The sequence below is a fragment of the Prolinoborus fasciculus genome (assembly GCF_056724605.1).
Window position 1 is genome coordinate 1 of the sequence record NZ_JBWZQN010000014.1, and the last position, 25,338, is coordinate 25,338.

Here is a 25,338-nt window from a genome sequence, read left to right on the forward strand (position 1 = left end):
GATAATCTTTTTCAGATTCAATCAATAATTGAACCGCTCTTTCTCTGATTTCAGGGGTATATTTTAATTTTGTCATCGGGATAGTCTCTCAGAATATTGACTCTCCGACAAACCCGGTACGGTTCAGTCAGCTGTGGTTGCACATGACATGATCAATCTATTGAATAACAGCTAAGCTTTCAAAGTTACTATGTAGCCTGAATAAGCTTCATTATTTCTACCGTATTTTAAGATAGATTGGCATGATCAAATGCCAATCTATTTTTTGAGGGTGGAATGACCATGAATATTAAAACCGCACTGCTTCTGCTCCCTCTGAGCTTGCCCAGTCTGGCTTTCGCTACTGTAGGCGGCCCACAAAATATTGAAGTTCTAGGCTATGAAGTCAAAGAACAGAAGCTTTATATCATGCGTCATTATCTTGATGGTCGTGGACGCTTGCCTCAACTGTATTATTATAATTTTAAATCCCAAAAACCAAATCAACTGGTTCAGGTCAATTCCTTATATATCAATCCTAAAACCAAGCGCATCGATTATGATCAAGACAGTCGCAAGTTTGATCAGGACATTGCCAAAATCAAAAAACGTTTAGTTCCATTAAATCCAATTCAAAAATCAAAGCCACAGCTTAAGGTGTTAAAGACAACGAAAGGTAGCGCGCCTGCCTGGCATGATCCTCAGGAAAAAGTGCCAAAATGGACCTATCAATATCAAGTAAAATCCAGCTTACAAAAAAGTCCGGTTCAGCAAGCAGTCAGTTATCAGCAAGGCTTGAAAATTAGCCAGGCCTATAAAGTTCCGAAACAGAATAAAACCCTGGTAATAGTAAAGTATCTGGGTATTCCTTTTGAAACAGGTTATAGCATTGAAGATCCGGCACTGTTAAGTCGATAACAGAATTCACTAAAAAAAATAAGGTCTCAATTGAGACCTTATTTTTTATTTTTACTACAGAAACAGATTAAGCTGCGGTAGAACGTTCAGCGATTGGCACTACTTTACGCAGTTCAGGACCGGTATAGTCCGCGCTTGGACGGATAATACGGTTGTCTGCACGCTGTTCCATCACATGCGCTGCCCAGCCTGTCACACGCGACATGACAAAGATCGGGGTAAACAGCTTAGTTGGAATGCCCATGAAATGATAGGCAGATGCATGGAAGAAATCCGCATTACAGAATAATTTCTTCTCACGCCACATGACTTCTTCACAGCGTACAGAGACTGGATACAGTACCGTATCACCGACATCTTTGGCCAAACGCTCAGACCAGACTTTGATAATGCCATTACGCGGATCATTGTCCTTATAGATCGCATGACCGAAGCCCATGATTTTTTCTTTACGTTCCAGCATGCCCAGCATTTCACGCTCAGCTTCTTCTGGTGATTTCCAGTTTTCAATCATGTCCATCGCAGCTTCGTTAGCACCACCATGTAAAGGGCCACGCAAGGAACCGATTGCACCGGTAATACAGGAATGCATATCTGACAGCGTTGATGCACACACACGAGCGGTAAAAGTTGAAGCGTTAAATTCATGCTCTGCATACAGAATCAAGGAAACATTCATCACCTGTTCATGTAATTCGTTTGGCTTTTCACCATGTAGTAAATGCAGGAACTGTGCACCGATTGAATCATCGTCAGTATTTTCTTCAATACGCACGCCGTCATGGCTATAACGATACCAGTAACAAATGATTGTCGGCAAAGTTGCCAAAATACGGTCTGCGATATCCTGTTGATGTTCAAACGACAGCTCAGTTTCAAGATTGCCCAGCATAGAAACGCCTGTACGCATCACATCCATTGGATGCGAGTCGGCAGGAATACGCTCAAGGACCTCTTTTAATGCCTGAGGTAAAGTGCGCAAGGATTTCAGTTTGGCTTTATAGGCTGCCAATTGCTCTGATGTCGGCAATTCTCCGAAGAAAATCAGGTAAGCGACTTCTTCAAACTGGCAATGTTCAGCCAGATCCTGTACGTCATAACCGCGATAGGTCAGGCCTGCGCCACTTTTGCCTACTGTTGAAAGTGAGGTTTTACCTGCCACTTGTCCGCGCAATCCTGCGCCAGTGAGTACTTTTCCTTCAGCCATTTTTTTAATTCTCCTGTTTAAACAGTTTATCTAATGTGTCTTCGAAGCTGTGATAATCTAAAAATTCGTAGAGTTCTTTTCGTTGTTGCATGATATCCAGCACATTTACCTGAGTACCATGTTCGCGCACCGAACGCATCACTTCAAGTGCAGCTTTTTGCATTGCACGTGTCGCTGACAATGGATACAGCACCATGCCAATACCCTGCTCACCCAGTTCATCTACCGTATAATAGGGTGTATCACCAAATTCGGTAATATTTGCCAAGACTGGAACACCGACCGCATCACACACTGTACGGTACATGGTGATATCGGTCATCGCTTCAGCAAAGATCGCATCTGCGCCCGCTTCAACACAGGCAGAAGCACGGTCAATCACGGCTTGCAGGCCTTCTTTTTGCAGCGCATCGGTACGCGCCATTACCACAAAGTTTGAATCGGTTTTCGCATCTACAGCCGCTTTGATACGATCGACCATTTCCTGCTGCGATACGATTTCTTTATTTGGACGATGACCACAGCGCTTCTGTGCAACCTGATCTTCAATATGAACCGCAGCGGCTCCTGCAGCAGTCATCTGTTTGATCGTGCGGGCAATATTTAATGCACCGCCCCAACCGGTATCGATATCGACCAGTAAAGGTGTATCCACACGCTCAGTGATCCGGCGTACATCTTCAAGAACATTATCTAGGCTGGTCATGCCCAGATCAGGCAAACCATAAGAATAATTCGCGACACCCGCACCTGATAAATAAATGGCTTTATAACCGACCTGTTTGGCCATCATGGCAGCATAGGCATTTACCGTGCCCATAATTTGCAATGGTTTCTCGACTTCAAGCGCTTGTCTAAATCTTAAACCTGCAGACATTTGTTCTGTCATCTTCCTTTTCCACAGTCTTGGCTATAATTATTGAAATTCGAGTATACTCATTTGGCTTGCTCATTCCATAACCTGATAGAACAAATACTCTAAAACTTTAGTCAAATTTTTAAGTTTTGCTTTACCTAATTAGCAAATAGCGCACTTATCTGGCGCAATTATGAAATATGTGCATATATTTGCTATGATGGCGTTTCAATCTCTATTGACATGTTGATGTACTATCTCCTATGCAAGACCTCGCCCTAGAACCGCTCGCCAAAGATCTGCCACAGACCAAACGTGGTCATGAGCGTTGTATTGCGCTGCTGATCAGTGCAACCGAGCTATTTCTGGAACGGGGTTATGATGCTGTGTCTCTGGATGATATCGTCCAGCATGCCGGTGGCTCTAAAGCCTCTATTTATAAGTACTTTGGCAATAAAGAGGGCTTGTTTAAAGCCATCTGCGATTATCGTCGTATCAAGTTTTTTGAAGATATCAGTATTCCGATCGAACTGATGGCACTGGATTTTCGTAGTTATTTAGTACACACGTTGCTTAATTTTTATCACCAGATCATGCAACCTGAAAATTCGGCCTTTATGCGTCTGGTGCTGGAACAAAGTCAGCGCAATCCGGAACTTGGTCAACATATTCATGAGCGAGGCCCGGTGCATGTGCAAAGTGCCATTGCCACGGCTTTAGAACAGGCAGATGCGCAAGGTTTATTGCATTGCAAAAATCCACAATATTCGGCGCAGCTGTATTTTGGTATTTTGCGCAATCTGGAATGGCGTATTCTGATGGGAATTCCGGTACAGGAAGATGATCAGGAAATCGACAAATACATCAGTTATTGTGTGGATCGCTTTTTAGACGGTCATCAAAAAGTCTAGTTTTTTTGCATTTTTCATTGCTTATAGTATATTAGCCGATTCCGTATTTTTTCTTAAACTAACCAACAACTGATTGTTGATCGAGTTTTTCGGCAATTATTGTGGAGTAACGAATGGCTCTCCGTCACTTTCTCACCTTACGCGATTTATCAACTTTAGAACTTAACCAGATTTTGCAACGCGCAATTGAGCTTAAGCGCAAACAGCATAACAATGAAGTGTTCCAACCATTTGTTGGTAAAGTGATGGGCATGATTTTTGAGAAATCGAGTACCCGTACGCGTGTTTCGTTTGAAGCTGGCATGAGCCAATTTGGTGGTAGCGCGATTTTCCTGTCTTCACGCGATACCCAGTTAGGTCGTGGTGAACCGATTGAAGATTCTGCACGTGTGATTTCAAGCATGCTGGATATCGTGATGATCCGCACTTTCGGCCATGATATCGTGGAGCGTTTTGCATCTTATTCAAAAGTTCCAGTGATTAATGCTTTAACAGATGACCACCATCCTTGCCAGCTACTTGCTGACATGCAGACTTATGTAGAGCAACGTGGCTCAATTGAAGGTAAAACTGTTGCCTGGATTGGTGATGGCAACAATATGTGTAACTCTTATATTGAAGCTGCACATATGTGGGGCTTTAATCTGAAAATTGCAGCGCCAAAAGGCTATGAGCCACAAGAAAAATTCCTGTCTGAATTCGCGCATTGTGTGGAACTGGTTCCTTCTGCTGAAGATGCAGCGGTGAATGCTGACCTGATCGTGACTGATGTTTGGGCAAGCATGGGGCAGGAAGAAGAGCAGAAGATCCGTGAAAAAGCCTTTGCAGATTATCAGGTGAATGAACGCCTGATGGATCTTGCACATCCGGATTGCTTGTTTATGCACTGCTTGCCTGCGCATCGTGGCGAAGAGATTTCAGAAAATCTGCTTGACCATAAAAATGCTGTAGTTTGGGATGAAGCAGAAAATCGTTTGCACGCGCAAAAAGCCTTGGTTGAATTCCTGATTAATGAAAATCTGAAAAAAGACTAGGGTGTGTTGACACTTTTAGTTTAAAAAAATAGCGAAGTAGTAAAATCAAATCGCCAAACCCAATTTTACTATTCGCTATGCCTCGTACCATGCTGACAGATCAACACTGGCAAAAGTTGAAAGTTATTCTGCGTAATTTATCCATTCACCACAACTCAAATTTACGCAATTTTATTGAAGCTATTCTCTATAGAATTAGAACAGGCTGTCCGTGGCGAGATATTCCTTGTTGTTTTGGTCATTCAAACTCTATTTTCAAACGTTTTAATCGTTGGTCAAGCAGCGGTAAGTTACTTAGATTATTCAAATTACTAGCCTCATGCCCCGATATGGAGTGGATTTTTATTGATGGCTCTCATGTACGTGCTCATCAACATTCTGCCGGTATAGCGAATCAATCTATTTCTAAAAGTGTAGGAGCAAACTCCTCAAAAATACATTTGATTGTTGATGCAGATGGCAATCCTATTGATTTCATGATTACCGATGGAACCACACATGATGTTAAAGTTGCACCTGATTTAATATCAACATTAGATTTAAAAGAGACAAAAGTGGTATGTGCAGATAAAGGCTATGATTCAGAACCACTGCGTGAACAGATCAGGAAAACAGGGACTAAAGCGAATATACCAAAGAAAACAAATAGCCAATCGAACAATGACCATATGGACTGGTGTTTATATAAAATCAGGCATTTAGTTGAAAATATGTTTTGTAGATTAAAGCAATTTAGAGGAATAGCTACTCGATATGACAAGCTCAAAAGAAATTATCAAAGTTCTGTTGCTTTAGCCTGTATATTTTTATGGCTACCTTTATAGGGTTAATTATGAACAGTAAATGTCAACAGACCCTAATTTTTTAAGATGAATCTTCACAAATTAAGCACCAATCTCTGGTGCTTTTTTTGTCTCAGCTCTTATAATCGTTGTTGAAATGGAATAAAAAGTGATTTTATACAATGCAAAAAAAATATTGGATTTTGGCACTCTTGGCAGGTTTTAGCAGTGCTGTCTTACCGGTGCATGCTTCTGAATTTGACCAATATCTTCAAGAAAAAAATATTATTGACAGCAAATTTAAAATTCAGAAAAAAGCTGAACTGAATGAATTACTCGCAGTGCTCAGTGCAGAAGATTCCAGAACTTTACCGTTGCAGATTGATCAAAATACGATTATTGAACAATTACAGTTAAGTGCCAATAAAACCACACTGAAAGGCATGATCATCACGCCCGATTTTAGCCAGTTTGAAAAAGACCTAGGGCGCAAAGAAGTGATGAAAGTCATTCGCAATAATCTGCTCAATAATTGTGAAATTTTCTTTGAACATCGCTATCAAATTGCGAACCCATACAAGGTTGAACTCAGCCTGAACTCGCAGACACAAACCTATAAAACTGATATTTCCCAGAAAGATTGTAAATTAAAATAATCTAACTAAATAAGACATCAAGTTTGATTTGAAATTAAAAAATCCAAAAACAAAAAAAGGTAGCTGTGGCTGCCTTTTTTAATAAGGTTTACTGTTATATCTTGCTAACGCACCAAGCCTTGCGGCTGCAAAATAATAATCAACGCGCCCAGTATTACCACCATGCCACCAAGTAGATCCCAACGCGATAGAGTCACTTGATCAACGAAGCGCAACCACATTAGCGCTGAAAAAATATAGATACCACCATAAGCGGCATAGATCCGTCCTGAAGCAGCTGGATGCAAGGTTAACAGCCAGACAAAAGCCGCCAAAGCCAGAGCTGTCGGAATCCATAACCAGTGGCTTCTCCCCTGATTTAAAATCAGATAGGGAAAATAACAACCTAAAATTTCCATCAATGCCGTGACTAAAAACAGTAAAAATGTCGTGAACAGCTTGGTAACTTGAATATCCATAATTTATCTTTTAAATGATATGAATTTGATAATTTAAAATATGAGTGCATAAAAAAACCCGTGCAGGCACGGGTTTAATCTTTTTCGTTCATTAGGCCGGTTCAGCAGTCTGGTCTTCAAAAACTTCAAGTTTTAAGCCAACCGCTTTACCATTTTCTTTTTTCACCGATACTGCAACATTGCCGCCATTTTCAGCCAGTTCACCAAACAGGATCATCTCAGCCAGCGGTTTTTTCAGGTGTTCCTGAATCAAACGTTGCATTGGACGTGCGCCCATTAAACGGTCATAGCCATGTTCTGACATCCATTCACGTGCACTTTGATCCACTTCCAGCATGACTTTTTTGTCATCCAGTTGTGCTTGAAGTTCAGTCAGGAATTTATCCACGACATTTTCAATAATGCTGCTTGGCAATGCCTTGAACTGAATCACGCCGTCGAGGCGGTTACGGAATTCTGGTGAGAAGGCTTTCTTCATCGCTTCCTGATTATCGTTACTATTATCCTGTTCCATAAAACCAATGCTGACACGAGAAATACTTTCCGCACCAATATTGGTGGTGAGTACCAAGACCACGTTACGGAAATCAGATTTACGCCCGTTGTTATCAGTCAATGAACCATGATCCATAATCTGCAATAACAGGTTAAACACATCTGGATGCGCTTTTTCGATCTCATCGAGCAACAGTACACAATGCGGATTTTTATGAATCGCATCGGTCAATAACCCACCCTGATCAAAACCGACATAGCCCGGAGGTGCACCGATTAAACGAGACACCGCATGGCGTTCCATATATTCCGACATATCAAAGCGAACCAGTTCTACACCCATCTGTTTCGCCAGCTGCTTGGTCACTTCGGTTTTACCGACACCCGTTGGGCCTGCAAAGACAAAACTACCTACAGGCTTGTCTGGAGATTTCAAACCGGCACGTGACAGTTTAATCGCAGATGCCAAGGCCTCAATCGCTTCATCCTGACCAAAGACCACACGTTTCAGATCGCGCTCAAGATTTTCCAGCACGCTCTTATCATCTTTAGAAACAGTTTTTGGTGGAATACGCGCAATTTTAGAAACGATATCTTCAATATTTTCTACGGTGATCAAACTGTCGTCTTGTTCAGCTTTGAGACGGCGCTGAGCACCGGCCTCATCAATGACATCAATCGCCTTATCTGGCAAGAAACGGTCGTTGATAAATTTTGCAGAAAGTTCTACCGCAGACACCAAAGCTTGATCGTCATATTCCACATGATGAAAATCTTCAAACTTCGATTTCAGACCACGTAGGATATCAATAGTTTCAGAAATAGATGGCTCGTTCACATCAATTTTCTGGAAACGACGTGACAAAGCATGATCTTTCTCAAAGACCTGGCGGTATTCCTGGAAAGTGGTTGAGCCAATGCAACGTAAAGAACCATTTGCCAACGCCGGTTTGATCAGATTCGATGCATCCATGGTACTGCCCATACTCGAGCCTGCACCAATAATCATGTGAATTTCATCAATAAACAGCACTGCTTCAGGTTTCTTTTTCAGCGCATTTAAAAGCTGTTTCAAGCGTTTTTCAAAATCACCGCGGTATTTGGTTCCTGCTACCAAAGCACCAATGTCCAGACTGAAAATTTCAGCATTTTCCAGTGGTTTTGGCGCTTTACCATTGACGATTAACCAAGCAAGACCTTCAGCAATTGAGGTTTTACCAACTCCCGGATCACCGACAAGGAGTGGATTGTTTTTACGACGGCGGCAAAGGATTTGCGCGGCACGCTCGATTTCTTTTTCACGACCAATCAGTGGATCGGTCTTGCCTTTTTGTGCTTCAACATTCAGGTTAGTGGTATAAAGTTCAAGTGGACCTGAACTTGCTGAAGATGCTGATTCGCCATCTAGGTCTTCGATTTCTTCTTCAGACTGTACATCTTCTTTACGGGTACCATGAGACAGGTACTGAGTCAGGGTCAGACGGTTAATTTGATGACGTTTCAGCAGATAGACTGCAAATGAGTCACGCTCAGAATACATGGCAACCAGAATATCAGCACCTTCTACAGTACGATCGCCACCGCTTGATTGCACGTGAAAAATCGCGCGTTGCAAGATCCGGTCGAAGCTTTCTGTCGGGTGTGGTGCCTGATCACTATTTTCACCAAGTTTAGGGGTATGTTGTTCTACGTACTCTTCTAATTCCTTACGCAACACGATGATGTCGGCACCACATGCTTTCAGGGCATTCACGGCGGAATCGTTGTCAAGCAAGGCTAACAATAAATGTTCTACGGTCAGGAACTCATGTCTCTTTTGACGAGCCATGCTGACAGCCAAACGTAGTGATACTTCTAATTGACGACTGAGCATGTAACCCCCTTAATCTTTAGGCTCTATTTGGCAAAGTAACGGATGACCTTGTGATCGAGCATAATTATTGACTTGGTTCGCTTTGGTCTCCGCAATGTCTCGAGGATAGACCCCAGCTACACCCTTTCCTTCATAATGTACAGTTAGCATTACTTGTGTAGCTTGGTCAAGATTCATTGCAAAGTATTGTTGTAAAATTTCAATTACAAACTCCATCGGCGTATAGTCGTCATTTAATAAAACAACGGCATACAACGGTGGACGTTTCAGTTCTGGCGGTGCAGCCTGTACAGCTAGGTCAGAATGACCGTCTTCAGAGGGTTCATTTGCTAAACGTGGGCTGATATGCCAATCAACGATTCCAGACTCATTAAAAGAATTTTTAATATCACTTAAACACATTTGACGTTTATTGCTTGGCATAAGATTTATATTTCACACTTAATTTGCATTTGCTTCGGTTTTCGGAATTTCTGACAAGGTGGCAGACTGATTTTCGACTGCTTTGCCCTGTTCCCAACTAAAACGACGAATCACAGGCTTGACACCGGTGAGACGCACTTCAATAAATTCTGGTTTAAAGCCTTTCGGCATGGTCCAGCGGCCAGTGAGTCGCTCATAATTTTCAAAATTAAAGTTTTTATCTTCCAGTGGCACCACCAGAATTTCAGTCCCTTTAATCAGGCGCAATTCCACACTACCTGAGGCACGACTTTTGCCTGGACTGACCTGAACCAGATCAATCTGATATTCAAAGGCATTTTCCGGCAAAGGTTTAATCGACAGGTTTTGAACCGCCAATGCCAAACCACCACGCTGACGCAAGATCTCGCGATAAATGGTTCCCACACTTTCGGCCTGCACCTGTTCATCACGTGCCTTGGTCATGGCCAGATACAGATCATTGGCATTACTGACCGCCAGATCACGCTCCTGAACCGCAGTATTCAGCGTCTTGTTCAGTGTTTCCAGACTGGCTTTCTGAGTCTGTACCACATCGACCAGTTGCTCTGCATCCGCATCATAACCCGCCGCAGTCAAACCCTGACGATGTCCTACGGTATATCCGAGTACGCCACTGCTTAAGATCAATACAGCCGCACCAATGGCTAAGGGCGTATTGCCTTTCATGAATGGTTTCTTAGTACCGGGTTCCTGAGGAAGCGTCGTATTTGACTCGTTATTCGGCATTTTGATCTCTTGTTTGCTTTAATCAAGACACACATTTAAATGCAAATCTAAATGTGTGTGAAGTTCTAATACGTTTTTTATGGTAATAAACCAATATTATTTAAGCCAGCGTCTTCAGCAAAACCAAACATCAGGTTCATGTTTTGCACAGCCTGACCTGCTGCGCCTTTTACCAGATTGTCTTGTACAACCAGGATCACCAGTTTCGTTGGCTGTGGCTTATACAAGGCAATACGCAACTGATTCGCTCCACGCACTGAACGCGTTTCTGGTGAACTGCCTGCCGGCATGACATCGACAAATGCTTCATTGGCATAGAACTGCTCATATAGCGCTTGTAAATCTGCCGCTTGCCCTGCTTTAGTTAAATCGATATAGATGGTCGACAACATACCACGAATCATCGGCACCAAATGCGGTACAAATAAAATATGATCAAACACATTTTTTTGACCTGAAATATTTTCCAGTGCTTCGACAATTTCAGGGTGATGACGATGACCTGCTACACCATAGGCCTTAAAGTTATCGGCATTTTCAGCATAAATCATGCCCAGACTGGCTTTACGTCCTGCACCTGATACACCAGATTTGGCATCAATAATAATGCTTTCAGGTTTCACCAATGCTTCAACCGCTTTTAAAACTGGCGCCAAACCTAACTGAACTGTGGTTGGATAACACCCCGGATTCCCGATCACATTGGCTTTTTTAATCTCTTCACGATTCAATTCAGATAAACCGTATACAGAATCTTTTAACAGTTCTGGACATGCATGTTGCATGCTATACCATTTTTCAAACTGTTCAAGATCTTGTAAACGAAAATCAGCAGCTAGGTCGATCACTTTTGTATTTGCAGCAACCAGCTCTTCGGCATGTTTCATTGCGACACCATGCGGCGTTGCAAAGAACACCACATCGCATGATTTTAATAAATCCAGACTTAAATCGGAAAATTTAAGATCGGTATGCCCGCGCAAGCTCGGGAACATGTCATCTACACGACGGCCTGCTTCAGTACGTGATGTCAGTGCTGTTACATTTACATCTGGATGTCGTAGCAAAAGACGCAAAAGTTCAATGCCTGTATAACCCGTACCACCCACAATACCCACTGAAATCACGATGATTACCTCAAATAAATGTTTCCTTTATACAGCCTAGTATGACAGGAAGTTGAGGTTTTCTAAACCATTTCACTGGGGTTTGCTGGTTTTTTAATTGATCAGTAGGATAAGTCCGATTTTGATCATGAAACTTTTAATTTGCTTAGGCTATTTCAATAGAGTTATATGGACTTATTAATTATGGTTTTAGGCACCCCACCAATATGGCAACGGCGTATTTTTCAGCGTTATACGATGCTGCTGGAAATGCTGATCATGCTTAGCAACTTCTGCCCAAAAGCGTGGACTATGATCAAAATGCTTTGTGTGTACCAGTTCATGGACAGCGACATAATGCGTGACCTCTTCAGGAAATAATACTAGCGCACTATTCAGCATAATGTCATGTTTGGCCGAACAACTGCCCCACCGGGTTTTAGGTTGTCGAATACTGCAGTTTTTAAAAGGCAAATGACATTGCTGTGAGACAAGATTTAAATATGAAGGAAGCTGTTCTTTTGCGTAGGCAATCACGAAAGTTTTTAAATATTCTTCAGGATGTCGGTCACTGATGCAAAGCTGTAAATTTTTATGATCAAAAATGAAGTTGCTCTTCTGGCTTTGATAAGAAATTTGTACAGGTTCTTTTAGATTAAATAACCGCAGCTCAATCGGTAACGTCCGGTCAATATTTTCGATTTTTTCTTGCTGGGATTGCCAGGTTTTAATCAGCCAGCTTTCAGATTGTTCAATAAAATGCCGTATCTGTTTTTTGCTGCAAAAAACCGGGGCTGTGAGGCGAATCTGGGTCGCATCGACACGCAAACGTAACCGGGTTGAACGGACATTTCGGGTGATTTGGATTTCGGGTAGATCGGATAAGGTCATTATAGTTTTTTTAATCTCCCTAACCCCCTCTTTTTCAAAGAGGGGCTTTTAAAAGTCTCCCTTCTTGCACTTGTTTTAAAGCAGTGCTTCAAAACTTCGCTCAGGGAGATTTAGAGGGATTTTTTCTAGAAAGTTTAATTAAACCGCTGTACGCTCTTCAATTCCGTTATCAGTCGCGACAATGGCGATATCTGCTTTGTTGATCGCAAAGATACCGTTACATACCACGCCCGGAATATCGTTTAAGGTTTTTTCCAGTTCAAGTGCATTTAGAATATTCAGGTTGTACACATCTAAAATCACATTACCGTTGTCAGTGACCACACCTTCACGGTACGCAGGATCGCCACCTAAAGATACGATTTTACGCGCGACTGCAGAACGCGCCATTGGAATCACTTCTACAGGAAGCGGGAACTCACGCCCTAATTGTCCAACCCATTTAGAATCATCCACGATACACACAAATTTTTTCGCAATAGAGGCAACAATCTTTTCACGTGTCAGCGCTGCACCGCCACCTTTGATCATATGCATATGACGATCAATTTCATCTGCACCATCAACATAAGCATCCAGACCACTGACAGAGTTCATATCTACCACTTCAATGCCGAGTTTTTTCAAGCGTTGTGCAGTTGCTTCTGAACTGGCTACCGCAGCTTCCAATTGCAGCTCAGGCAATAAGTCAATTAAAAAGTTTACAGTACTGCCTGTACCTACGCCTAAAATGCCCCCTTTTGGCAAGTGTTTTAAAGCGGCTTTGGCTGCTGCTTGTTTTTTCTCATCTTGGGTTGCATATAGACTCATGGCTTCACTCAACTATTTTGGACTTTTGCAGCTTTTTTAAACCGCAAAGCCGTGTGGTTTGTTACAATAAGCCCCTATTTTAAACTGTTAGATGGAAAATTAACATGCTGTCTCGTTTGGTTCGACAAATTTTACAAGCAACGGTCTACGATGTTGCAATCGAAACTCCACTCGAAGCAGCGCCACGAATTAGCGAACGACTCAATAATAATATCCGCTTTAAACGTGAAGATTTACAACCGGTTTTTTCATTCAAGCTACGCGGTGCCTATAACCGTATTAGTCAATTACCGAAATCACAAATGGAACGTGGCGTTATTACTGCTTCAGCGGGTAACCATGCACAGGGCGTGGCACTCTCAGGGAAAAAGCTGGGTATTCGCGCGATTATTGTGATGCCTAAAACCACACCTGATATCAAGGTACAGGCGGTTAAGCGTCTTGGTGGCGAAGTGGTTTTGCATGGTGATTCATTTGATGTCGCCAACAAGTATGCGATTCAACGTGCCCAGGAAGATGGCATGACCTTCATTCCGCCTTATGATGATGAACTGGTGATTGCTGGCCAAGGTACGATTGCTAATGAAATCCTGCGTCAATGGCGCGATGTGGATTACGTGTTTGTCGCAGTTGGCGGTGGTGGCCTGATCGCAGGTGTTGCAGCGTATTTAGGTGATGTCGCACCCCACGTTAAAGTCATTCCAGTGGAATACGACGAATCTGCCTGTTTAAAAGCTGCTTTAGAAGCAAATGAACGTGTGATTCTCCCATCTGTGGGCTTGTTTGCTGATGGTACAGCGGTAGCCCAAATTGGTGAAAAACCATTTGATGTGATTCGTCTGCAAAAATCGGACAATTCTGGCCCAATCGTGGAACCGAATGTGGTGCTGGTGAATACGGATGAAGTCTGTGCAGCGATTAAAGACACTTATGACGAATGCCGTAGCATTGTAGAACCATCTGGTGCAATGGCTCTGGCAGGTATTAAAAAATACGTGGCTGAACATGGCATCGAAGGGAAGAACATGGTGTCGATTGTCTGCGGCGCCAACATGAACTTCGACCGTTTACGTTATATCGCTGAACGTACCGAACTGGGTGAACGCAAAGAAGCGATTTTTGCCGTGACCATTCCGGAACAGAAAGGTTCATTCCTGAGTTTCTGCCGTGCATTACAAGGCCGTAATATTACTGAATTTAACTACCGTGCCAGCGATGCTTCTGCTGCGCAAGTCTTTGTCGGCATCAGTCTGAAAAATGGCGAGAAAGAACGTCAGGAAATTTATGAAACCTTAAAGTTCCAGTATGACGTTGACGATCTGTCTGATGACGAAGTGGCCAAACTGCATATCCGTTACCTGATCGGTGGTCATGCCGATATTGAAAATGAGCGCCTGTTCCGCGTGGAATTCCCGGAGCGTCCTGGCGCTTTACTGATGTTCCTGGAACGTCTTGGCCCAACCCATAATATCACCCTGTTCCACTACCGGAACCACGGCGCTGCTGAAGGACGTGTTCTGGTGGGTCTTGAAGCAACCGATGCACAACAGAATCCGGATGGCTTGATCGAAACTCTCGAAACCATTACCTATCCATATCAGGAAATTACCAATAATCTGGGTTATCAACGTTTCTTGAAGTAATTCTTTCAAACATAAACCGCCTTTCGAGGCGGTTTTTTTATGTCCGGCTGAATGAAAATGTATGAAGTATTTATGTAAGGCCAGATAGCTGAAAACTATAAAAATCTTTAAGATACATACTTAGACATGAACTGATTTGAAATAAAAAGATTTAAGGAAATATGCATGGCATTATTTGCAGTCATTGGGCTGGGCAGCTTCGGTGCAACAGTGGCGACTCAACTGATCAGCCTGAAACATGATGTGATTGGAATCGATCTCGATAAAAAATATGTGGAAAATATTTCCGATCAGCTCACCCATGCGGTCATTGCCGATGCAACCGATGAGCATGTCCTGGATGAACTGGATATCCAGCGCTGTGAAGCGGTCGTAGTCGCAATTGGTGAAGATATTGAAGCCAGCATTCTGTGTGTACTGCATCTGAAAAATATGGGTGTAAAGAAAATTTGGGCCAAAGCCAAATCCAAAGCCCACCATATGATTTTGACCCATCTGAACGTCGAAAAAATTATTCACCCAGAAGAAGATATGGGCGTCCGTGTGGCACAATCACTCAGCTACCCGATGGTTAGCCGTTATATGTCACTTGAAGATGATCACTATATTGTCAAGATCGAGATTCATGCAGATCATCATGGTACACCGTTGAATCAGTTGATGAAGCATATACCTGAAATTACCACCTTATTACATAAACGCGGATCTACGCTGCAATACCACGTAGATGCCAATCAGATTCTTCAAGAAGGCGACATTTTACTGGTTGAAGGATTGCTGGAACCTTTGCGCCGTCTTGCTAAATATTTTAAACATTTATGAAAAGTTCTGATTTAAAGCAACACAGGACGATTAACCTCAGTCCTCCGAGCTTACTGGCTTTGGGTTTTCTCGGATTAATTCTGATCGGCTCACTGCTATTGATGCTGCCTATTGCACATCATGGAGAAATCAGCTGGCTGGAGGCGATTTTTACAGCAACTTCTGCTGTGACCATTACCGGGCTATCGGTGGTGAATGTCGGTGAAGCCTATACCGTATTTGGTCAAATCGTGATTATGTTTTTGTTGCAATGCGGCGGCTTGGGTTTTATGACCTTTGCCATTCTGGCAGTGATGAGTCTGGCACCGCAACTGGGGCTAAAACAACAAGTCATGGCACAGGAGTCCATTGGACAAACTAGTCTGAAAAAAGTCAGTTTTACCATTAAAGCCGTGTTTTTATATTCTCTATTCTTTGAAGCGATCGGCACGCTGATTCTGACCTTGTCCTGGCTTAAAGAATATCAATTCACTGATGCATTATTTTATGCAGCCTTTTATAGTGTCTCCGCTTTTAATAATGGTGGATTTTCACTATTTCCAAATAGCTTGATGAGTTTTTCAGGGCAATATCTGATTACCTTTACCATCAGTATGTTGTATATCATTGGCGGTATCGGTTTTCTGGTGCTGATGGACGTCAAAGAACATAAGCGCTGGCGTAAGTTGAGTACCAACAGCAAGCTAATCCTCTCAACGATTCTGGGTCTGAACCTAAGTGCTTTTATCGTACTTTGGCTACTAGAGGCTTCCAATCCACACACCTTGGGTCTCATGAGTTTGGGCGATCAGGCCGTGAATGCCTGGTTCCATGCCACCGTTCCCCGCTCTTCAGGTTTTAATAGCTTGCCAATGGAACAAATGAGCGATGCATCCAGTCTCGTTACCATGCTGCTCATGTTTATCGGGGGCGGCTCCTTAAGTACGGCGGGCGGCATTAAGGTCGGTACGTTTATTATTGTGGTCATCAGCGTAATCAGTTTTTTAAGACGCGAAGATGAGATCCGGCTGTTTAATCACTCTATTCCTGAAAAAACTACGTTTAAAGCATTGGCCGTCGTGTGTATTACTGCAGCATTGATCATGATGGGTTTTATGAGCTTATTAATCCTGGAACCTGAGCAGGATTTTCTGGATCTGTTGTTTGAAGCCGTGTCTGCGGCCTGTACCGTCGGTTTGTCCCGAGGGGTAACAGAGGAACTACAACCTGCCAGTTTGATTATTCTAATGCTGTTAATGTTCGCAGGGCGTCTAGGGCCACTGACGCTTGCTTATTTTATTGCGACTCCGAAAAAGAGTCGTCTCAAACATCCGCCTTCAGAAATCCAGATTGGCTAATCTATCTATAAAAAAACCATGCAGCGGCATGGTTTTTTATTTTCATTCCAAGATGTTTAAAGTTGGAATCCTAGAACCAGTTCATCAAGGAAACACCTAAACCGACATACGTGGCACGATGGTTATAATCAATCAGGCTTTCTCCGTAACCATCAAAAAGCTGGAATTGGCCACGCAAACGCCCACTGATCGGGAATGACCAGTCGAACTGTACCGCTCCACGGTTTTCATCTCCACCTTTTAAGGTATGTCGTAGCATCAATGAAAAATCATGCTCCTTATAACGATAAAATGCGGTCATGTCTCCACGGCCAATATAGTTCTTGATCTCTGGATTGTTATCGTCTTCTCGCTTCTCTTCAAAGCGATACCAAGGACGAACCATCAAGGCAAAATTGTCTTTTTCAAAACCAAGATTCAGCATCACCCGATTCCAGCTACGTGATAACGGATCAGAACGACCATTGGACTGATGATTGATGGTCAATCCCAACATACGCCAATTCAGACCCAAAAGATCATAATTGGTACGGAAAATCAAACTGGCTTCGGGTTCATAGTTGGTCTCACGAAACGGACGTGATTCTTCCGAGTTATACACCTGCCAACGCGAAGACTGAGTATAACCAAGCCAGAGATCGCCATTATCTCCCAAGATATTTTCAACCGCCTTGGTCTTTAAAGACAGTTGAAACTTAGCTTCAGTTGAGGTGAGATTCTGTTTCTCTGTCTCTATATTGTTGGGATTTTCACTCTCGGGTAATTCATTCTTGTTTGATGTCCAGAAACCTGGCATCAAATACACCGGCTGATAAGAACGAATGTTCCAGGTGCCTAATTTACTTTCCGGAGAGAGTTCCCAGCGGCTATCCAGCAAAGACAGATTCGGCGTCAGCTTTGATCCTTCAGAAGCGTAAATATTGGAAACAGTCTGACCAATTTTCGCTTTTAAATTGTCGGGTTCAGGCGCAATTTCTGCTGCTGCACGACGTTCAGAAACGATTGCAGGCTTATCAGTAACCGGAATTTTAAATAAAGTATCATAACAGGCCAGACGCTCTGCACTAATTTCCAGTGCAGCACAGGCTTCAGCCGTTGCCGGCGTGGGACTGTTGACTACTGTTTCTTCCGCATTCACTTGCGTCCCAACTGCACAGCCCAGCAACACGCTCAGCTGTAGAGTTGAGCGCTTAAACGAATTAAGCGCCATCCCTTATCCTCTTTTTTTTATTTATAGAACTTGTTGAATTACAAAACCAAGCTGCTCCAGCATTTCACGTTTTGCCACTGGTGCCACAACGGCTTTCGTCGCCTGCTGCTCGACCAGATAGGTCTGTGCAACACGCTGCAAATCATCCAGTGTGACATTCAATAAACGTTCACGTAATTTTTTACGGAACGCTGGCGTACGTTGATGCAAGTAGGAATAACATGCAGTAATGGCTTCGCCTGCCGGTGAGCCTGGTTTATCCATACTGGCAATCAGCCCCAGAATGGCTTCTTCCAGTTGATGCGGCTGTTGTGGTGCATTGAGTAACCACTGAATACTCGCATCAAAATCCTGGAAGGTTTCTGCCAGACGTGGGTCACGGTAGCTGTAGAAACGGAACGAACAGGCATTGCCGTCATAGCTCGCACCACCACCATAGGCACCGCCTTTTTCACGAATGGCGCTGTGCAGGAAGCCATTACGCAAATAACCCGCTAGTACCATCAAGGCAGCAGCATCAGGGTGTGAGACTTCAACTGCCGGATAAGCAGCCGCACAGAATTGGACATTGGCTTGAATCAACCAGGCTTCGTGCTGATCATGGGTTACTTTTTCGACTTGAGTCAATGCAACCGGTGCTGGATCAACAGCAAGTTTGTCCCAGACATTCTGAATTTCTTCGATCAGATGCTCAGACTGCGGCTCTTCACAGACTAACAGGAATTGCTTTGGTGCTTGCAACAAGACCCGATGAATCCGTTTTAATTCATCAATCAGCAGATCATATTCAGCCGGATCTTTTTCGATCTTAGACACCAGCTCGATCAGCCAGTTCAATGCACCCAAACCGGTATTGTGATAATCACGCAAAGCCAATGCACTATGCTGACGTGAAGCCGTTTGCATTGCATAGCTATGTCCAGAACCAGAAATACGTGACTGCCAGCGCGTTTTACGCTGTTGTAACAGTTCAACAATACGGTCTTTCTCATCAAAACGAAGCTGTTCAAAACCGATCTTTAACAGACGAATTGCATCCAGATGATTCACCAAAGATTTGGTGGTCAACGTCAACCAGGCAGTAATTTTGTTTTTGTCATCGACTTTAGAACGCAAAGATGCGCCCATGCCCAGACCGCCACTTACCGCTGTTTGCAGTTGCTGGAACTCAAGATAATCATACTCACCCGCACCAACTTCACCCATCAGGATCGACAGCAGGTTAAAGTAAGGCGACTGCACCACTTCATCCGGAATATTGACCAGAACCTGTTGATAATAAATCCCATTGGTGCCGGCATGATACAGGTTCAACGGCGTATCAACACGGTTACAGATAATCTCACGCAACTGGCCTTGAACAATTTGCAATTCCGCAGGGACATCTTCCAGACCGACTTTCGGCAATAAGTTCAAGTCATCCGGCGTGTCCTGACGAACATTCAATGCTTCAGTCTGGGCAATAATTTCAGCTTTTTGTTCTTCAGTCAGATTCTTTCCAATTTCGGCTAGACGCGCTTTTTCATCAGCCGCTTCTTTGGCAGATTTGGTCGCATCGGGAACCAGTGTCAGTTGGACACGATGTGGGTTATCCAGCAGATGCTCTTTGATCAGATTGGAAAGCCACATCGGATCTTGCAGCTCTTCCTTAACTGCGGCAATCGCAGAATCCACATCCCAAACTTCAACCGGATCACGGTGATGAATCGCGCTGCCCAGACCGCTCAGAATCAGGCTCAAACCATACGGCGTACCATCACCATTGATTTCACGCTGATGCAATTCAATTTGATGCAGGATCGCATCGACCATGTTCTGATCAACCGGTTTAGAGGCAACATCTTCTAGAACCTTAAACACACCATTTTTAAATTCTTCTGCATGTTCAGGATTTGAACCCTGCACCGCACAGTAGAAAGTCATTTCAAAATTAGAATCATCCACGCCCATGAATGGACCTGTTGCATCTGCATAACCACACGTTTCCAGATAATGACGCAGTGGTGATGCTGAATCTTCAAGCAGAATCCCTTCAACTAAACGCATGCCCAAACGCAGTTTAATGTCACTAGCTTCCGGCAATAACCATGACAGCACATGATAGGTCTTGTCCTGTAGATCTTCGGCATCGACCGCATAGCTGTCGGTAACCGTCAATGGTGCAGTCAAACGGGTTTCAGGTGTTGGATACAGCGTCTGACCTTTTTCAAATTTGGATAATGCCAGATGTTCAAACTGCTCTTGCAATTCAAATGCTGTTTTATTGCCAAAGGTCATGAAGACTGCATTACTTGGATGGTAATGTGACTTATAGAAATCTACTAACTCTTGGTAAGTCAGGTCAGGAATATCTTTAGGATCACCACCAGAATTATAATGATAGGTGGTATGCGGATATAAATGATGCGCCAGCGTGTGATACAGCTGGTCTGAAGGCGAACTCATCGCACCTTTCATTTCATTAAAAACTACGCCTTTATAGACAGGCTCGCCATTTTCCAGCTCAATGCGAATGCCTTCCTGGGCAAAATCCAATGGATTCAGGTTCGCAGCAAATGCTGCATCCATATACACTTCGAGCAGGTTCTGGAAATCTTTACTATTTTGGGTCGCAAATGGATACGCAGTCCAGTCAGCCGCAGTAAAGGCATTCATGAAAGTATTCAATGAACGGCGAATCATCAGGAAGAATGGATCACGCACCGGGAATTTTTCTGAACCACACAGCGCAGTATGTTCCAGAATATGGGCTTCGCCTTTAGAATCCATCGGCTGGGTACGAAACGCCACCAGAAAGACATTTTCGTCGTGATTGGTCGCCAGATGATAATGCGTGGCGCCAGTCACTTTATGTTTATATTCAGACACGAAAATGTCTAAAGCTTCAACATGTTGTTGACGTACCAACTGAAACGCAGGATGTACAGTTTGAGAAATGGTTTCAGTGACATCTACAGTCATGCGATCTCCTAATGCTTTAATTAAAATAACTAAGCGCATTATAGCTTTAGTTGTTTGAATTATTCACGTTGAAAACCGAGGATTTTGATCGAATTAAGTAAACTTGATCATTTGAAAATTAAATCATCAAATTTACTTCCTGCATCTAGATGAGTATTTACAAGCTTAAGAAATCAGATATTTAAAATAGTTATAGCTTGGATTATTTTCTACAAATACATAATTCTGCTTTTGATAAAAACTGGCGGCCAGTCGGGTATCTGTTTGTAAGCATAAAGCCGAATAATGCGGACGTGCCAATTGCTCTAGGTAAGCCAAAAGCTGTTTGCCTACGCCATGCTGACGATATTTCGGATGCACATAAAAACGGCGTACACGACCAATGCGGTCTTCAATGCCGTTATCTCCCCATTGCTGGTTTAAGCCACCACAGCCAACCAGTTTCTTGCCATCATGCGCCACCACCAAATATTCATTGGCGTGGCTAAAGCAGTTTTTCCCGGTGCGATATTCTTCTATTAACTTATCTACCAAATTATAGCCTTCTTTACGTGCCAGAGTTGCCAGTGTTTCGATCTGATCCGGGAGTTGTTCGGCTGTTACAATTTTAATATTCATATACGCACACTATTTGAAATTGTTGTGAAGAATCACTGTTGCCAAGCGACTTAAAGTATCATGCCAGGAGCGATATCTCTTTATAAATAAAATGTGATCCTTAAATCAATGCTGCAGCACACCAGTGCACAAAAATAAGTCAGTTTTTAGACCAAAGATAGCTGCTGAACAAAATACAGCATTTTTGAAAAATATTTGAAAATGATTCAGCAAACTACAGCAATCCCAAGCAATCGTGTAAACTTAGGACTTTCATTTTTAATGTGATATTTGAACATGGCAACTGTTGATCTTTTTGCGATTGGTAATGCGCTGATTGACCAAGAATTTAAAGTTTCTGATGACTTTTTAACTGCACATCACTTGCAAAAAGGCACCATGCAACTTGCAGATGGTGAGACTCAGGCCACTCTTTATCAAAATCTTCAAGCGACTCAAGTGTATAAGGGTCAGGCTTCAGGCGGTTCAGCAGCCAACACTACCGTGGCATTTTCTGCGCTCGGTGGTTCTGCATTTTATGGCTGTCGTGTCGGAAATGACGAACTGGGGCACATCTACCTGAAGGGTTTGAATGATGCAGGTATTAAGACCACCACCCAATCGATCAGTGAAGGCGTAACAGGGACATGTATGGTTCTGGTCAGCCCTGATTCTGAACGTACCATGCATACCTATCTGGGTATTACGGCCGAACTGACTGATCAACAAATTGATTTCAGCGCACTAAATAGCGCGAAATGGCTATATCTCGAAGGTTATTTATCAACTTCTGACACAGCACGTCATGCGGTACAACAAGCACGTGATATTGCCCGTGCCAATGGCGTTAAAATTGCCCTAACTTTATCTGATCCTGCCATGGTGCAATACGCGCGTGCCGGTTTGGATGAAATGATTGCAGATGGTGTAGACTTGCTGTTATGTAACCAGCAAGAAGCGCTGATGTATACAGAAACAGATAATCTTGAGGCAGCCCTGCTTAAATTAAAAACAATCAGTCAGCACGTTGTCATTACATTGTCAGCTGAAGGCGCACTGATTTCGGATTATCAAAATACATTTACTGTTCCTGGCCGTAAAGTGCCTGCAGTAGATGCCAACGGTGCCGGTGATGCTTTTGCCGGGGCTTTCCTGTACGGATTGAATGCTAATTTGGGTCTTCAAGCTGCGGCTGAACTGGCGATTCTCATTTCGAGCCAGGTGGTTTCACAATTTGGTCCACGCCTGGCAGTTGAAGACTATGCGGCATTATTACAAGACTTTCAAAAGGAATGTGCTTAATGTTTAAAATTTGCATGACCGAAGACGTTCCAGAACGCGAAGCACGCTCTTTTGAGCTTCCCGATGGAGATAATATCTTTATCACACAGCGTGACGGTGCCTTCTATGCCTATCAAAACCTGTGTCCGCATTTGCAGGTCGAACTGGAATTTCTGGAAAACCAGTTTCTGGATCGCGATCAGGAATTTATTGAATGCTCCACGCATGGCGCCTTGTTTCTGGTAGAAAGCGGTGAATGCATTTCTGGGCCTTGCCAAGGTCAAGCACTTGAAAAAGTAGAGATTACCGTGCATTCTGATGGTGGAATTTACCTCTCAGAATAAGACTAAAACGGACTTCACCATGCCTGCATTTTTTCTAGACTATAACCTGATGCCTTTTCATCTGAGTTTATTGGCGATTATTCTGTTCGGTGTGGTGAAAACCATTGGTTTCTATTTTGGACTCAGACCCAGCAAGTTTCTGCAAAAAATTTCACCTTATGACTTTCAGCAGATGGATCTACTAAACGTCAAATTCTCCAAAACCTTGATTGTGTTTTTCTTCCTGATGAATTTTAGTTTTGCCGGCTATGTTTTACAGTTCCTGATCTATTCTCAGGAATTTAAATTTCTGCCTGCTTATTACCTGATTATTCCGGCTTTAATCATTGCGACTTTTTTTACTATTTTTATGATTCACTGTCTGGATCAGGTCATTCCACCTAAATATAAAAAGAACAATGTCAATTTACTTGGCCGTTTGGCGACAATTTCCAGTGGCAATGCCCGACCCGGTTTTTCTGCTCAAGCGCGGGTGCGAGATGAGTATGGGCAACTGCATTATGTACAGGTAGAACCTGAGTTTGGTGAACTCGGTTTTCAGTCGCAGATTATCCTGATTCGCATGAGAAAATCTCATTATGTTGCCAAGAAAATTTGTAAATCTAATCAGCTGTTCAGCATGAATCTAGATTAAATTCTAAATCATTTGATAGTTATTAAAAAATCCCGACAGATATCGGGATTTTTTAATGTCTATATTTATTTTTTAAGAAGTCCTGAAACCATATTCAATACATTTTGAATATCATTATTGGCTTCCTGCTTGCTGGTTTGCTCACCTTGTGGAGTAAGCGAATCAATAATCTGCGGCAAGACCTGTGAAATCGCACTATACACATCCTGCTTCGGTGCATGGGTTTGTTGTGCAACTGCTTCAACTTCCTGATCATCAAACAGGTTTTGCACCTGCTGCGGATCGACATTGGCATTTTCACCGGGGCCGGTCGACACCCAATCATCGACCTGGCTATTGAGCCCCTGTCCTTTTAGCTTGTCTAATGCACCCTGTAAACCGCCCTGTTTTTGAATCCAGGCCAGCACTAAAGGCAGTACTGCAATCAATAAGGTTTTACCAGTAGAACCACCCAATCCTGAACGAGGCTGAGCAGTACCTTGAGTACCACTACCACCGAACTGACTTATTACTGAACCTAAAATTGCCCCCAGACCATTTTGTCGAGTCTGCTGGCCGGTTTGATTTTGCTGGTTTTGAGTATTTTGATTTTGCTGAGAATTTGACTGGTTTAAATGCCCTAGCACAGACCCCAGGATATCTGCCAAGCCACCTTGTTGTGAGGACTTTTGCTGCGACTGCCCACCACCCAATGCCTGCTTTGCTAATATTTCCACAATACTACTCAGGTTTGTCATGTCCTATATCCTATGTGCATCTTAATTACAGAATACGGCCTGCCCTCATATTGTCTAGGCAAGATTGTGTTAATATTTGCAATCTTGGTTAAGCAGGTTTTCGGTTTACCAGCGAAATTTATCCCAGTTTTCCGGATTAGCCCAAAATTTGGAGTTAAACCAGTCTGGCACGTGCTTATAGGTTAAAATATTAAACTGCCACAGCGCAAAATCGGCCTCATGTGTGGTCTTGTCAATCAGCTGGGTAAATCCTAAAGCTCTCAATAACTTTTCATTTTGCAGCCGGCTGATCACCACTAGCCGTTTGGCAAACAAATCACGTAATTTCACCAGAATTTGACTCATGATCTGTTCAGACAAATGTTCTGTTTCTGCAGTATCCAGCATCACCACAGCCAAGTCATAACGTTGCTGAAAAGGCAGATTTAAAAAGTCAGATACGCTAAAATAGGACCATTGAATAGCTGGCTGAAACTGGACTTGGCTCAAGTCCTGCCCAATACAAATAGCAGTATGAATTGGCTGTTCCTGTGCGAAATCGTCTAGCATTGAAGTAATGACATTCTGCTCAGCCATAACTGCATCCTTATGATTTAAGTGAGTAA

Annotated in this window: 25 protein-coding genes; 11 read left to right on the forward strand and 14 right to left on the reverse strand. The window is 43.0% G+C overall.

Going from position 1 to position 25,338, the window contains the following annotated elements; translation table 11 throughout:
* Positions 1-282: 282 nt before the first annotated feature.
* Positions 283-897, forward strand: coding sequence for a hypothetical protein (locus AC1P5O_RS04920; protein WP_034439383.1), 615 nt, complete (start codon positions 283-285; stop codon positions 895-897).
* Between the two features lie 67 nt (positions 898-964).
* Here the strand turns inward: AC1P5O_RS04920 and prpC are convergent, their stop codons facing one another.
* Positions 965-2,104, reverse strand: a complete 1,140-nt coding sequence (prpC, locus tag AC1P5O_RS04925) for a bifunctional 2-methylcitrate synthase/citrate synthase (protein ID WP_005100827.1) — start codon at positions 2,102-2,104, stop codon at positions 965-967.
* Positions 2,105-2,108: 4 nt separating this feature from the next.
* The gene (prpB, locus tag AC1P5O_RS04930; protein ID WP_005100829.1) at positions 2,109-2,993 is read right to left on the reverse strand and encodes a methylisocitrate lyase; all 885 of its coding nucleotides are present in this window, start codon (positions 2,991-2,993) and stop codon (positions 2,109-2,111) included.
* A 230-nt stretch (positions 2,994-3,223) separates the two neighbouring features.
* On the opposite strand from prpB, the gene AC1P5O_RS04935 reads away from it, so the two are divergent.
* The 4 genes from AC1P5O_RS04935 (at position 3,224) to AC1P5O_RS04950 (ending at position 6,343) form a co-directional block, all read left to right on the forward strand.
* Positions 3,224-3,871: a TetR/AcrR family transcriptional regulator gene (locus AC1P5O_RS04935; protein ID WP_121980353.1), complete on the forward strand. Its 648-nt coding sequence runs from the start codon at positions 3,224-3,226 to the stop codon at positions 3,869-3,871.
* A 113-nt stretch (positions 3,872-3,984) separates the two neighbouring features.
* Complete coding sequence (gene argF, locus AC1P5O_RS04940; RefSeq protein WP_004280178.1) at positions 3,985-4,905, forward strand: ornithine carbamoyltransferase; 921 nt, start codon at positions 3,985-3,987, stop codon at positions 4,903-4,905.
* 77 nt (positions 4,906-4,982) lie between these two features.
* Positions 4,983-5,729, forward strand: coding sequence for an IS5-like element ISAba31 family transposase (locus tag AC1P5O_RS04945; protein ID WP_005263033.1), 747 nt, complete (start codon positions 4,983-4,985; stop codon positions 5,727-5,729).
* A gap of 140 nt (positions 5,730-5,869) precedes the next feature.
* Positions 5,870-6,343, forward strand: coding sequence for a hypothetical protein (locus AC1P5O_RS04950; protein WP_004280177.1), 474 nt, complete (start codon positions 5,870-5,872; stop codon positions 6,341-6,343).
* Positions 6,344-6,447: 104 nt separating this feature from the next.
* On the opposite strand, the gene AC1P5O_RS04955 is transcribed toward AC1P5O_RS04950, so the two are convergent.
* The 7 genes from AC1P5O_RS04955 to rpiA form a co-directional block, all read right to left on the reverse strand.
* Positions 6,448-6,801 carry a YnfA family protein gene (locus tag AC1P5O_RS04955; protein ID WP_004646786.1) on the reverse strand — a complete coding sequence of 118 codons (354 nt, stop codon included), beginning with the start codon at positions 6,799-6,801 and terminating at the stop codon, positions 6,448-6,450.
* 91 nt (positions 6,802-6,892) lie between these two features.
* Positions 6,893-9,169, reverse strand: coding sequence for an ATP-dependent Clp protease ATP-binding subunit ClpA (gene clpA / locus AC1P5O_RS04960; protein WP_005100836.1), 2,277 nt, complete (start codon positions 9,167-9,169; stop codon positions 6,893-6,895).
* Positions 9,170-9,178: 9 nt separating this feature from the next.
* Complete coding sequence (gene clpS, locus AC1P5O_RS04965; protein WP_499005808.1) at positions 9,179-9,514, reverse strand: ATP-dependent Clp protease adapter ClpS; 336 nt, start codon at positions 9,512-9,514, stop codon at positions 9,179-9,181.
* Positions 9,515-9,610: 96 nt separating this feature from the next.
* Complete coding sequence (locus tag AC1P5O_RS04970) at positions 9,611-10,360, reverse strand: DUF6776 family protein (RefSeq protein ID WP_005263036.1); 750 nt, start codon at positions 10,358-10,360, stop codon at positions 9,611-9,613.
* A gap of 77 nt (positions 10,361-10,437) precedes the next feature.
* Positions 10,438-11,487: an N-acetyl-gamma-glutamyl-phosphate reductase gene (argC, locus tag AC1P5O_RS04975; RefSeq protein ID WP_121979720.1), complete on the reverse strand. Its 1,050-nt coding sequence runs from the start codon at positions 11,485-11,487 to the stop codon at positions 10,438-10,440.
* A gap of 189 nt (positions 11,488-11,676) precedes the next feature.
* Positions 11,677-12,357: a M48 family metallopeptidase gene (locus AC1P5O_RS04980; protein ID WP_004646782.1), complete on the reverse strand. Its 681-nt coding sequence runs from the start codon at positions 12,355-12,357 to the stop codon at positions 11,677-11,679.
* Between the two features lie 138 nt (positions 12,358-12,495).
* Positions 12,496-13,167, reverse strand: coding sequence for a ribose-5-phosphate isomerase RpiA (gene rpiA / locus AC1P5O_RS04985; RefSeq protein ID WP_004279784.1), 672 nt, complete (start codon positions 13,165-13,167; stop codon positions 12,496-12,498).
* Positions 13,168-13,271: 104 nt separating this feature from the next.
* On the opposite strand from rpiA, the gene ilvA reads away from it, so the two are divergent.
* The 3 genes from ilvA to AC1P5O_RS05000 all read left to right on the forward strand — a co-directional run bounded on the left by ilvA (position 13,272) and on the right by AC1P5O_RS05000 (position 16,969).
* Positions 13,272-14,810, forward strand: coding sequence for a threonine ammonia-lyase, biosynthetic (gene ilvA / locus AC1P5O_RS04990; protein WP_004646781.1), 1,539 nt, complete (start codon positions 13,272-13,274; stop codon positions 14,808-14,810).
* A gap of 165 nt (positions 14,811-14,975) precedes the next feature.
* Positions 14,976-15,632 (forward strand): potassium channel family protein, encoded by a 657-nt coding sequence (locus AC1P5O_RS04995; protein WP_004646780.1) that lies wholly within the window; start codon positions 14,976-14,978, stop codon positions 15,630-15,632.
* Positions 15,629-16,969, forward strand: a complete 1,341-nt coding sequence (locus tag AC1P5O_RS05000; protein ID WP_004646778.1) for a TrkH family potassium uptake protein — start codon at positions 15,629-15,631, stop codon at positions 16,967-16,969. The genes AC1P5O_RS04995 and AC1P5O_RS05000 overlap by 4 nt, the downstream gene beginning before the upstream one ends.
* 70 nt (positions 16,970-17,039) lie before the next feature.
* Here AC1P5O_RS05000 and AC1P5O_RS05005 read toward each other — a convergent pair whose 3' ends face one another.
* From AC1P5O_RS05005 to AC1P5O_RS05015, 3 genes are all read right to left on the reverse strand, one after another.
* Positions 17,040-18,179 (reverse strand): phospholipase A, encoded by a 1,140-nt coding sequence (locus AC1P5O_RS05005; RefSeq protein ID WP_004646777.1) that lies wholly within the window; start codon positions 18,177-18,179, stop codon positions 17,040-17,042.
* A gap of 21 nt (positions 18,180-18,200) precedes the next feature.
* Positions 18,201-21,140 carry an insulinase family protein gene (locus AC1P5O_RS05010; RefSeq protein WP_004646776.1) on the reverse strand — a complete coding sequence of 980 codons (2,940 nt, stop codon included), beginning with the start codon at positions 21,138-21,140 and terminating at the stop codon, positions 18,201-18,203.
* A 165-nt stretch (positions 21,141-21,305) separates the two neighbouring features.
* A complete protein-coding gene (locus AC1P5O_RS05015) occupies positions 21,306-21,758 on the reverse strand; it encodes a GNAT family N-acetyltransferase (RefSeq protein ID WP_004646775.1) in 453 nt (150 codons plus the stop codon).
* A gap of 276 nt (positions 21,759-22,034) precedes the next feature.
* Between AC1P5O_RS05015 and AC1P5O_RS05020 the strand changes: the two genes are divergently transcribed.
* Genes AC1P5O_RS05020 through AC1P5O_RS05030 form a run of 3 tightly spaced genes read left to right on the forward strand, consistent with a single transcriptional unit; the run spans position 22,035 to position 23,996 of the window.
* Complete coding sequence (locus AC1P5O_RS05020; RefSeq protein ID WP_004646774.1) at positions 22,035-23,039, forward strand: adenosine kinase; 1,005 nt, start codon at positions 22,035-22,037, stop codon at positions 23,037-23,039.
* Positions 23,039-23,362: a Rieske (2Fe-2S) protein gene (locus tag AC1P5O_RS05025; RefSeq protein WP_004646773.1), complete on the forward strand. Its 324-nt coding sequence runs from the start codon at positions 23,039-23,041 to the stop codon at positions 23,360-23,362. Before AC1P5O_RS05020 ends, AC1P5O_RS05025 begins: the two co-directional genes overlap by 1 nt.
* A gap of 19 nt (positions 23,363-23,381) precedes the next feature.
* Positions 23,382-23,996: an OB-fold-containig protein gene (locus AC1P5O_RS05030; protein WP_004279798.1), complete on the forward strand. Its 615-nt coding sequence runs from the start codon at positions 23,382-23,384 to the stop codon at positions 23,994-23,996.
* A 65-nt stretch (positions 23,997-24,061) separates the two neighbouring features.
* Here the strand turns inward: AC1P5O_RS05030 and AC1P5O_RS05035 are convergent, their stop codons facing one another.
* Positions 24,062-24,733 carry a YidB family protein gene (locus AC1P5O_RS05035; protein WP_004646772.1) on the reverse strand — a complete coding sequence of 224 codons (672 nt, stop codon included), beginning with the start codon at positions 24,731-24,733 and terminating at the stop codon, positions 24,062-24,064.
* Between the two features lie 105 nt (positions 24,734-24,838).
* Entirely contained in the window at positions 24,839-25,309 is a 471-nt protein-coding gene (locus tag AC1P5O_RS05040; protein ID WP_004279801.1) for a DUF6231 family protein, read from the reverse strand.
* Between the last annotated feature and the right edge of the window lie 29 nt (positions 25,310-25,338).

What these genes read in the sequence shown, in the direction of transcription:
- argF (WP_004280178.1), top strand. Translation starts at nt 3,985, where the DNA reads ATGGCTCTCCGTCACTTTCTCACCTTACGCGATTTATCAACTTTAGAA.
- AC1P5O_RS05015 (WP_004646775.1), bottom strand. Translation starts at nt 21,758, where the DNA reads ATGAATATTAAAATTGTAACAGCCGAACAACTCCCGGATCAGATCGAA.
- AC1P5O_RS04995 (WP_004646780.1), top strand. Translation starts at nt 14,976, where the DNA reads ATGGCATTATTTGCAGTCATTGGGCTGGGCAGCTTCGGTGCAACAGTG.
- AC1P5O_RS04950 (WP_004280177.1), top strand. Translation starts at nt 5,870, where the DNA reads ATGCAAAAAAAATATTGGATTTTGGCACTCTTGGCAGGTTTTAGCAGT.
- AC1P5O_RS05025 (WP_004646773.1), top strand. Translation starts at nt 23,039, where the DNA reads ATGTTTAAAATTTGCATGACCGAAGACGTTCCAGAACGCGAAGCACGC.
- AC1P5O_RS05005 (WP_004646777.1), bottom strand. Translation starts at nt 18,179, where the DNA reads ATGGCGCTTAATTCGTTTAAGCGCTCAACTCTACAGCTGAGCGTGTTG.
- AC1P5O_RS04945 (WP_005263033.1), top strand. Translation starts at nt 4,983, where the DNA reads ATGCCTCGTACCATGCTGACAGATCAACACTGGCAAAAGTTGAAAGTT.
- AC1P5O_RS04955 (WP_004646786.1), bottom strand. Translation starts at nt 6,801, where the DNA reads ATGGATATTCAAGTTACCAAGCTGTTCACGACATTTTTACTGTTTTTA.
- prpB (WP_005100829.1), bottom strand. Translation starts at nt 2,993, where the DNA reads ATGACAGAACAAATGTCTGCAGGTTTAAGATTTAGACAAGCGCTTGAA.
- rpiA (WP_004279784.1), bottom strand. Translation starts at nt 13,167, where the DNA reads ATGAGTCTATATGCAACCCAAGATGAGAAAAAACAAGCAGCAGCCAAA.
- AC1P5O_RS05030 (WP_004279798.1), top strand. Translation starts at nt 23,382, where the DNA reads ATGCCTGCATTTTTTCTAGACTATAACCTGATGCCTTTTCATCTGAGT.
- prpC (WP_005100827.1), bottom strand. Translation starts at nt 2,104, where the DNA reads ATGGCTGAAGGAAAAGTACTCACTGGCGCAGGATTGCGCGGACAAGTG.
- AC1P5O_RS05020 (WP_004646774.1), top strand. Translation starts at nt 22,035, where the DNA reads ATGGCAACTGTTGATCTTTTTGCGATTGGTAATGCGCTGATTGACCAA.
- AC1P5O_RS04980 (WP_004646782.1), bottom strand. Translation starts at nt 12,357, where the DNA reads ATGACCTTATCCGATCTACCCGAAATCCAAATCACCCGAAATGTCCGT.
- AC1P5O_RS05010 (WP_004646776.1), bottom strand. Translation starts at nt 21,140, where the DNA reads ATGACTGTAGATGTCACTGAAACCATTTCTCAAACTGTACATCCTGCG.
- AC1P5O_RS04970 (WP_005263036.1), bottom strand. Translation starts at nt 10,360, where the DNA reads ATGCCGAATAACGAGTCAAATACGACGCTTCCTCAGGAACCCGGTACT.
- AC1P5O_RS05035 (WP_004646772.1), bottom strand. Translation starts at nt 24,733, where the DNA reads ATGACAAACCTGAGTAGTATTGTGGAAATATTAGCAAAGCAGGCATTG.
- AC1P5O_RS04935 (WP_121980353.1), top strand. Translation starts at nt 3,224, where the DNA reads ATGCAAGACCTCGCCCTAGAACCGCTCGCCAAAGATCTGCCACAGACC.
- AC1P5O_RS05000 (WP_004646778.1), top strand. Translation starts at nt 15,629, where the DNA reads ATGAAAAGTTCTGATTTAAAGCAACACAGGACGATTAACCTCAGTCCT.
- clpA (WP_005100836.1), bottom strand. Translation starts at nt 9,169, where the DNA reads ATGCTCAGTCGTCAATTAGAAGTATCACTACGTTTGGCTGTCAGCATG.
- AC1P5O_RS05040 (WP_004279801.1), bottom strand. Translation starts at nt 25,309, where the DNA reads ATGGCTGAGCAGAATGTCATTACTTCAATGCTAGACGATTTCGCACAG.
- ilvA (WP_004646781.1), top strand. Translation starts at nt 13,272, where the DNA reads ATGCTGTCTCGTTTGGTTCGACAAATTTTACAAGCAACGGTCTACGAT.
- AC1P5O_RS04920 (WP_034439383.1), top strand. Translation starts at nt 283, where the DNA reads ATGAATATTAAAACCGCACTGCTTCTGCTCCCTCTGAGCTTGCCCAGT.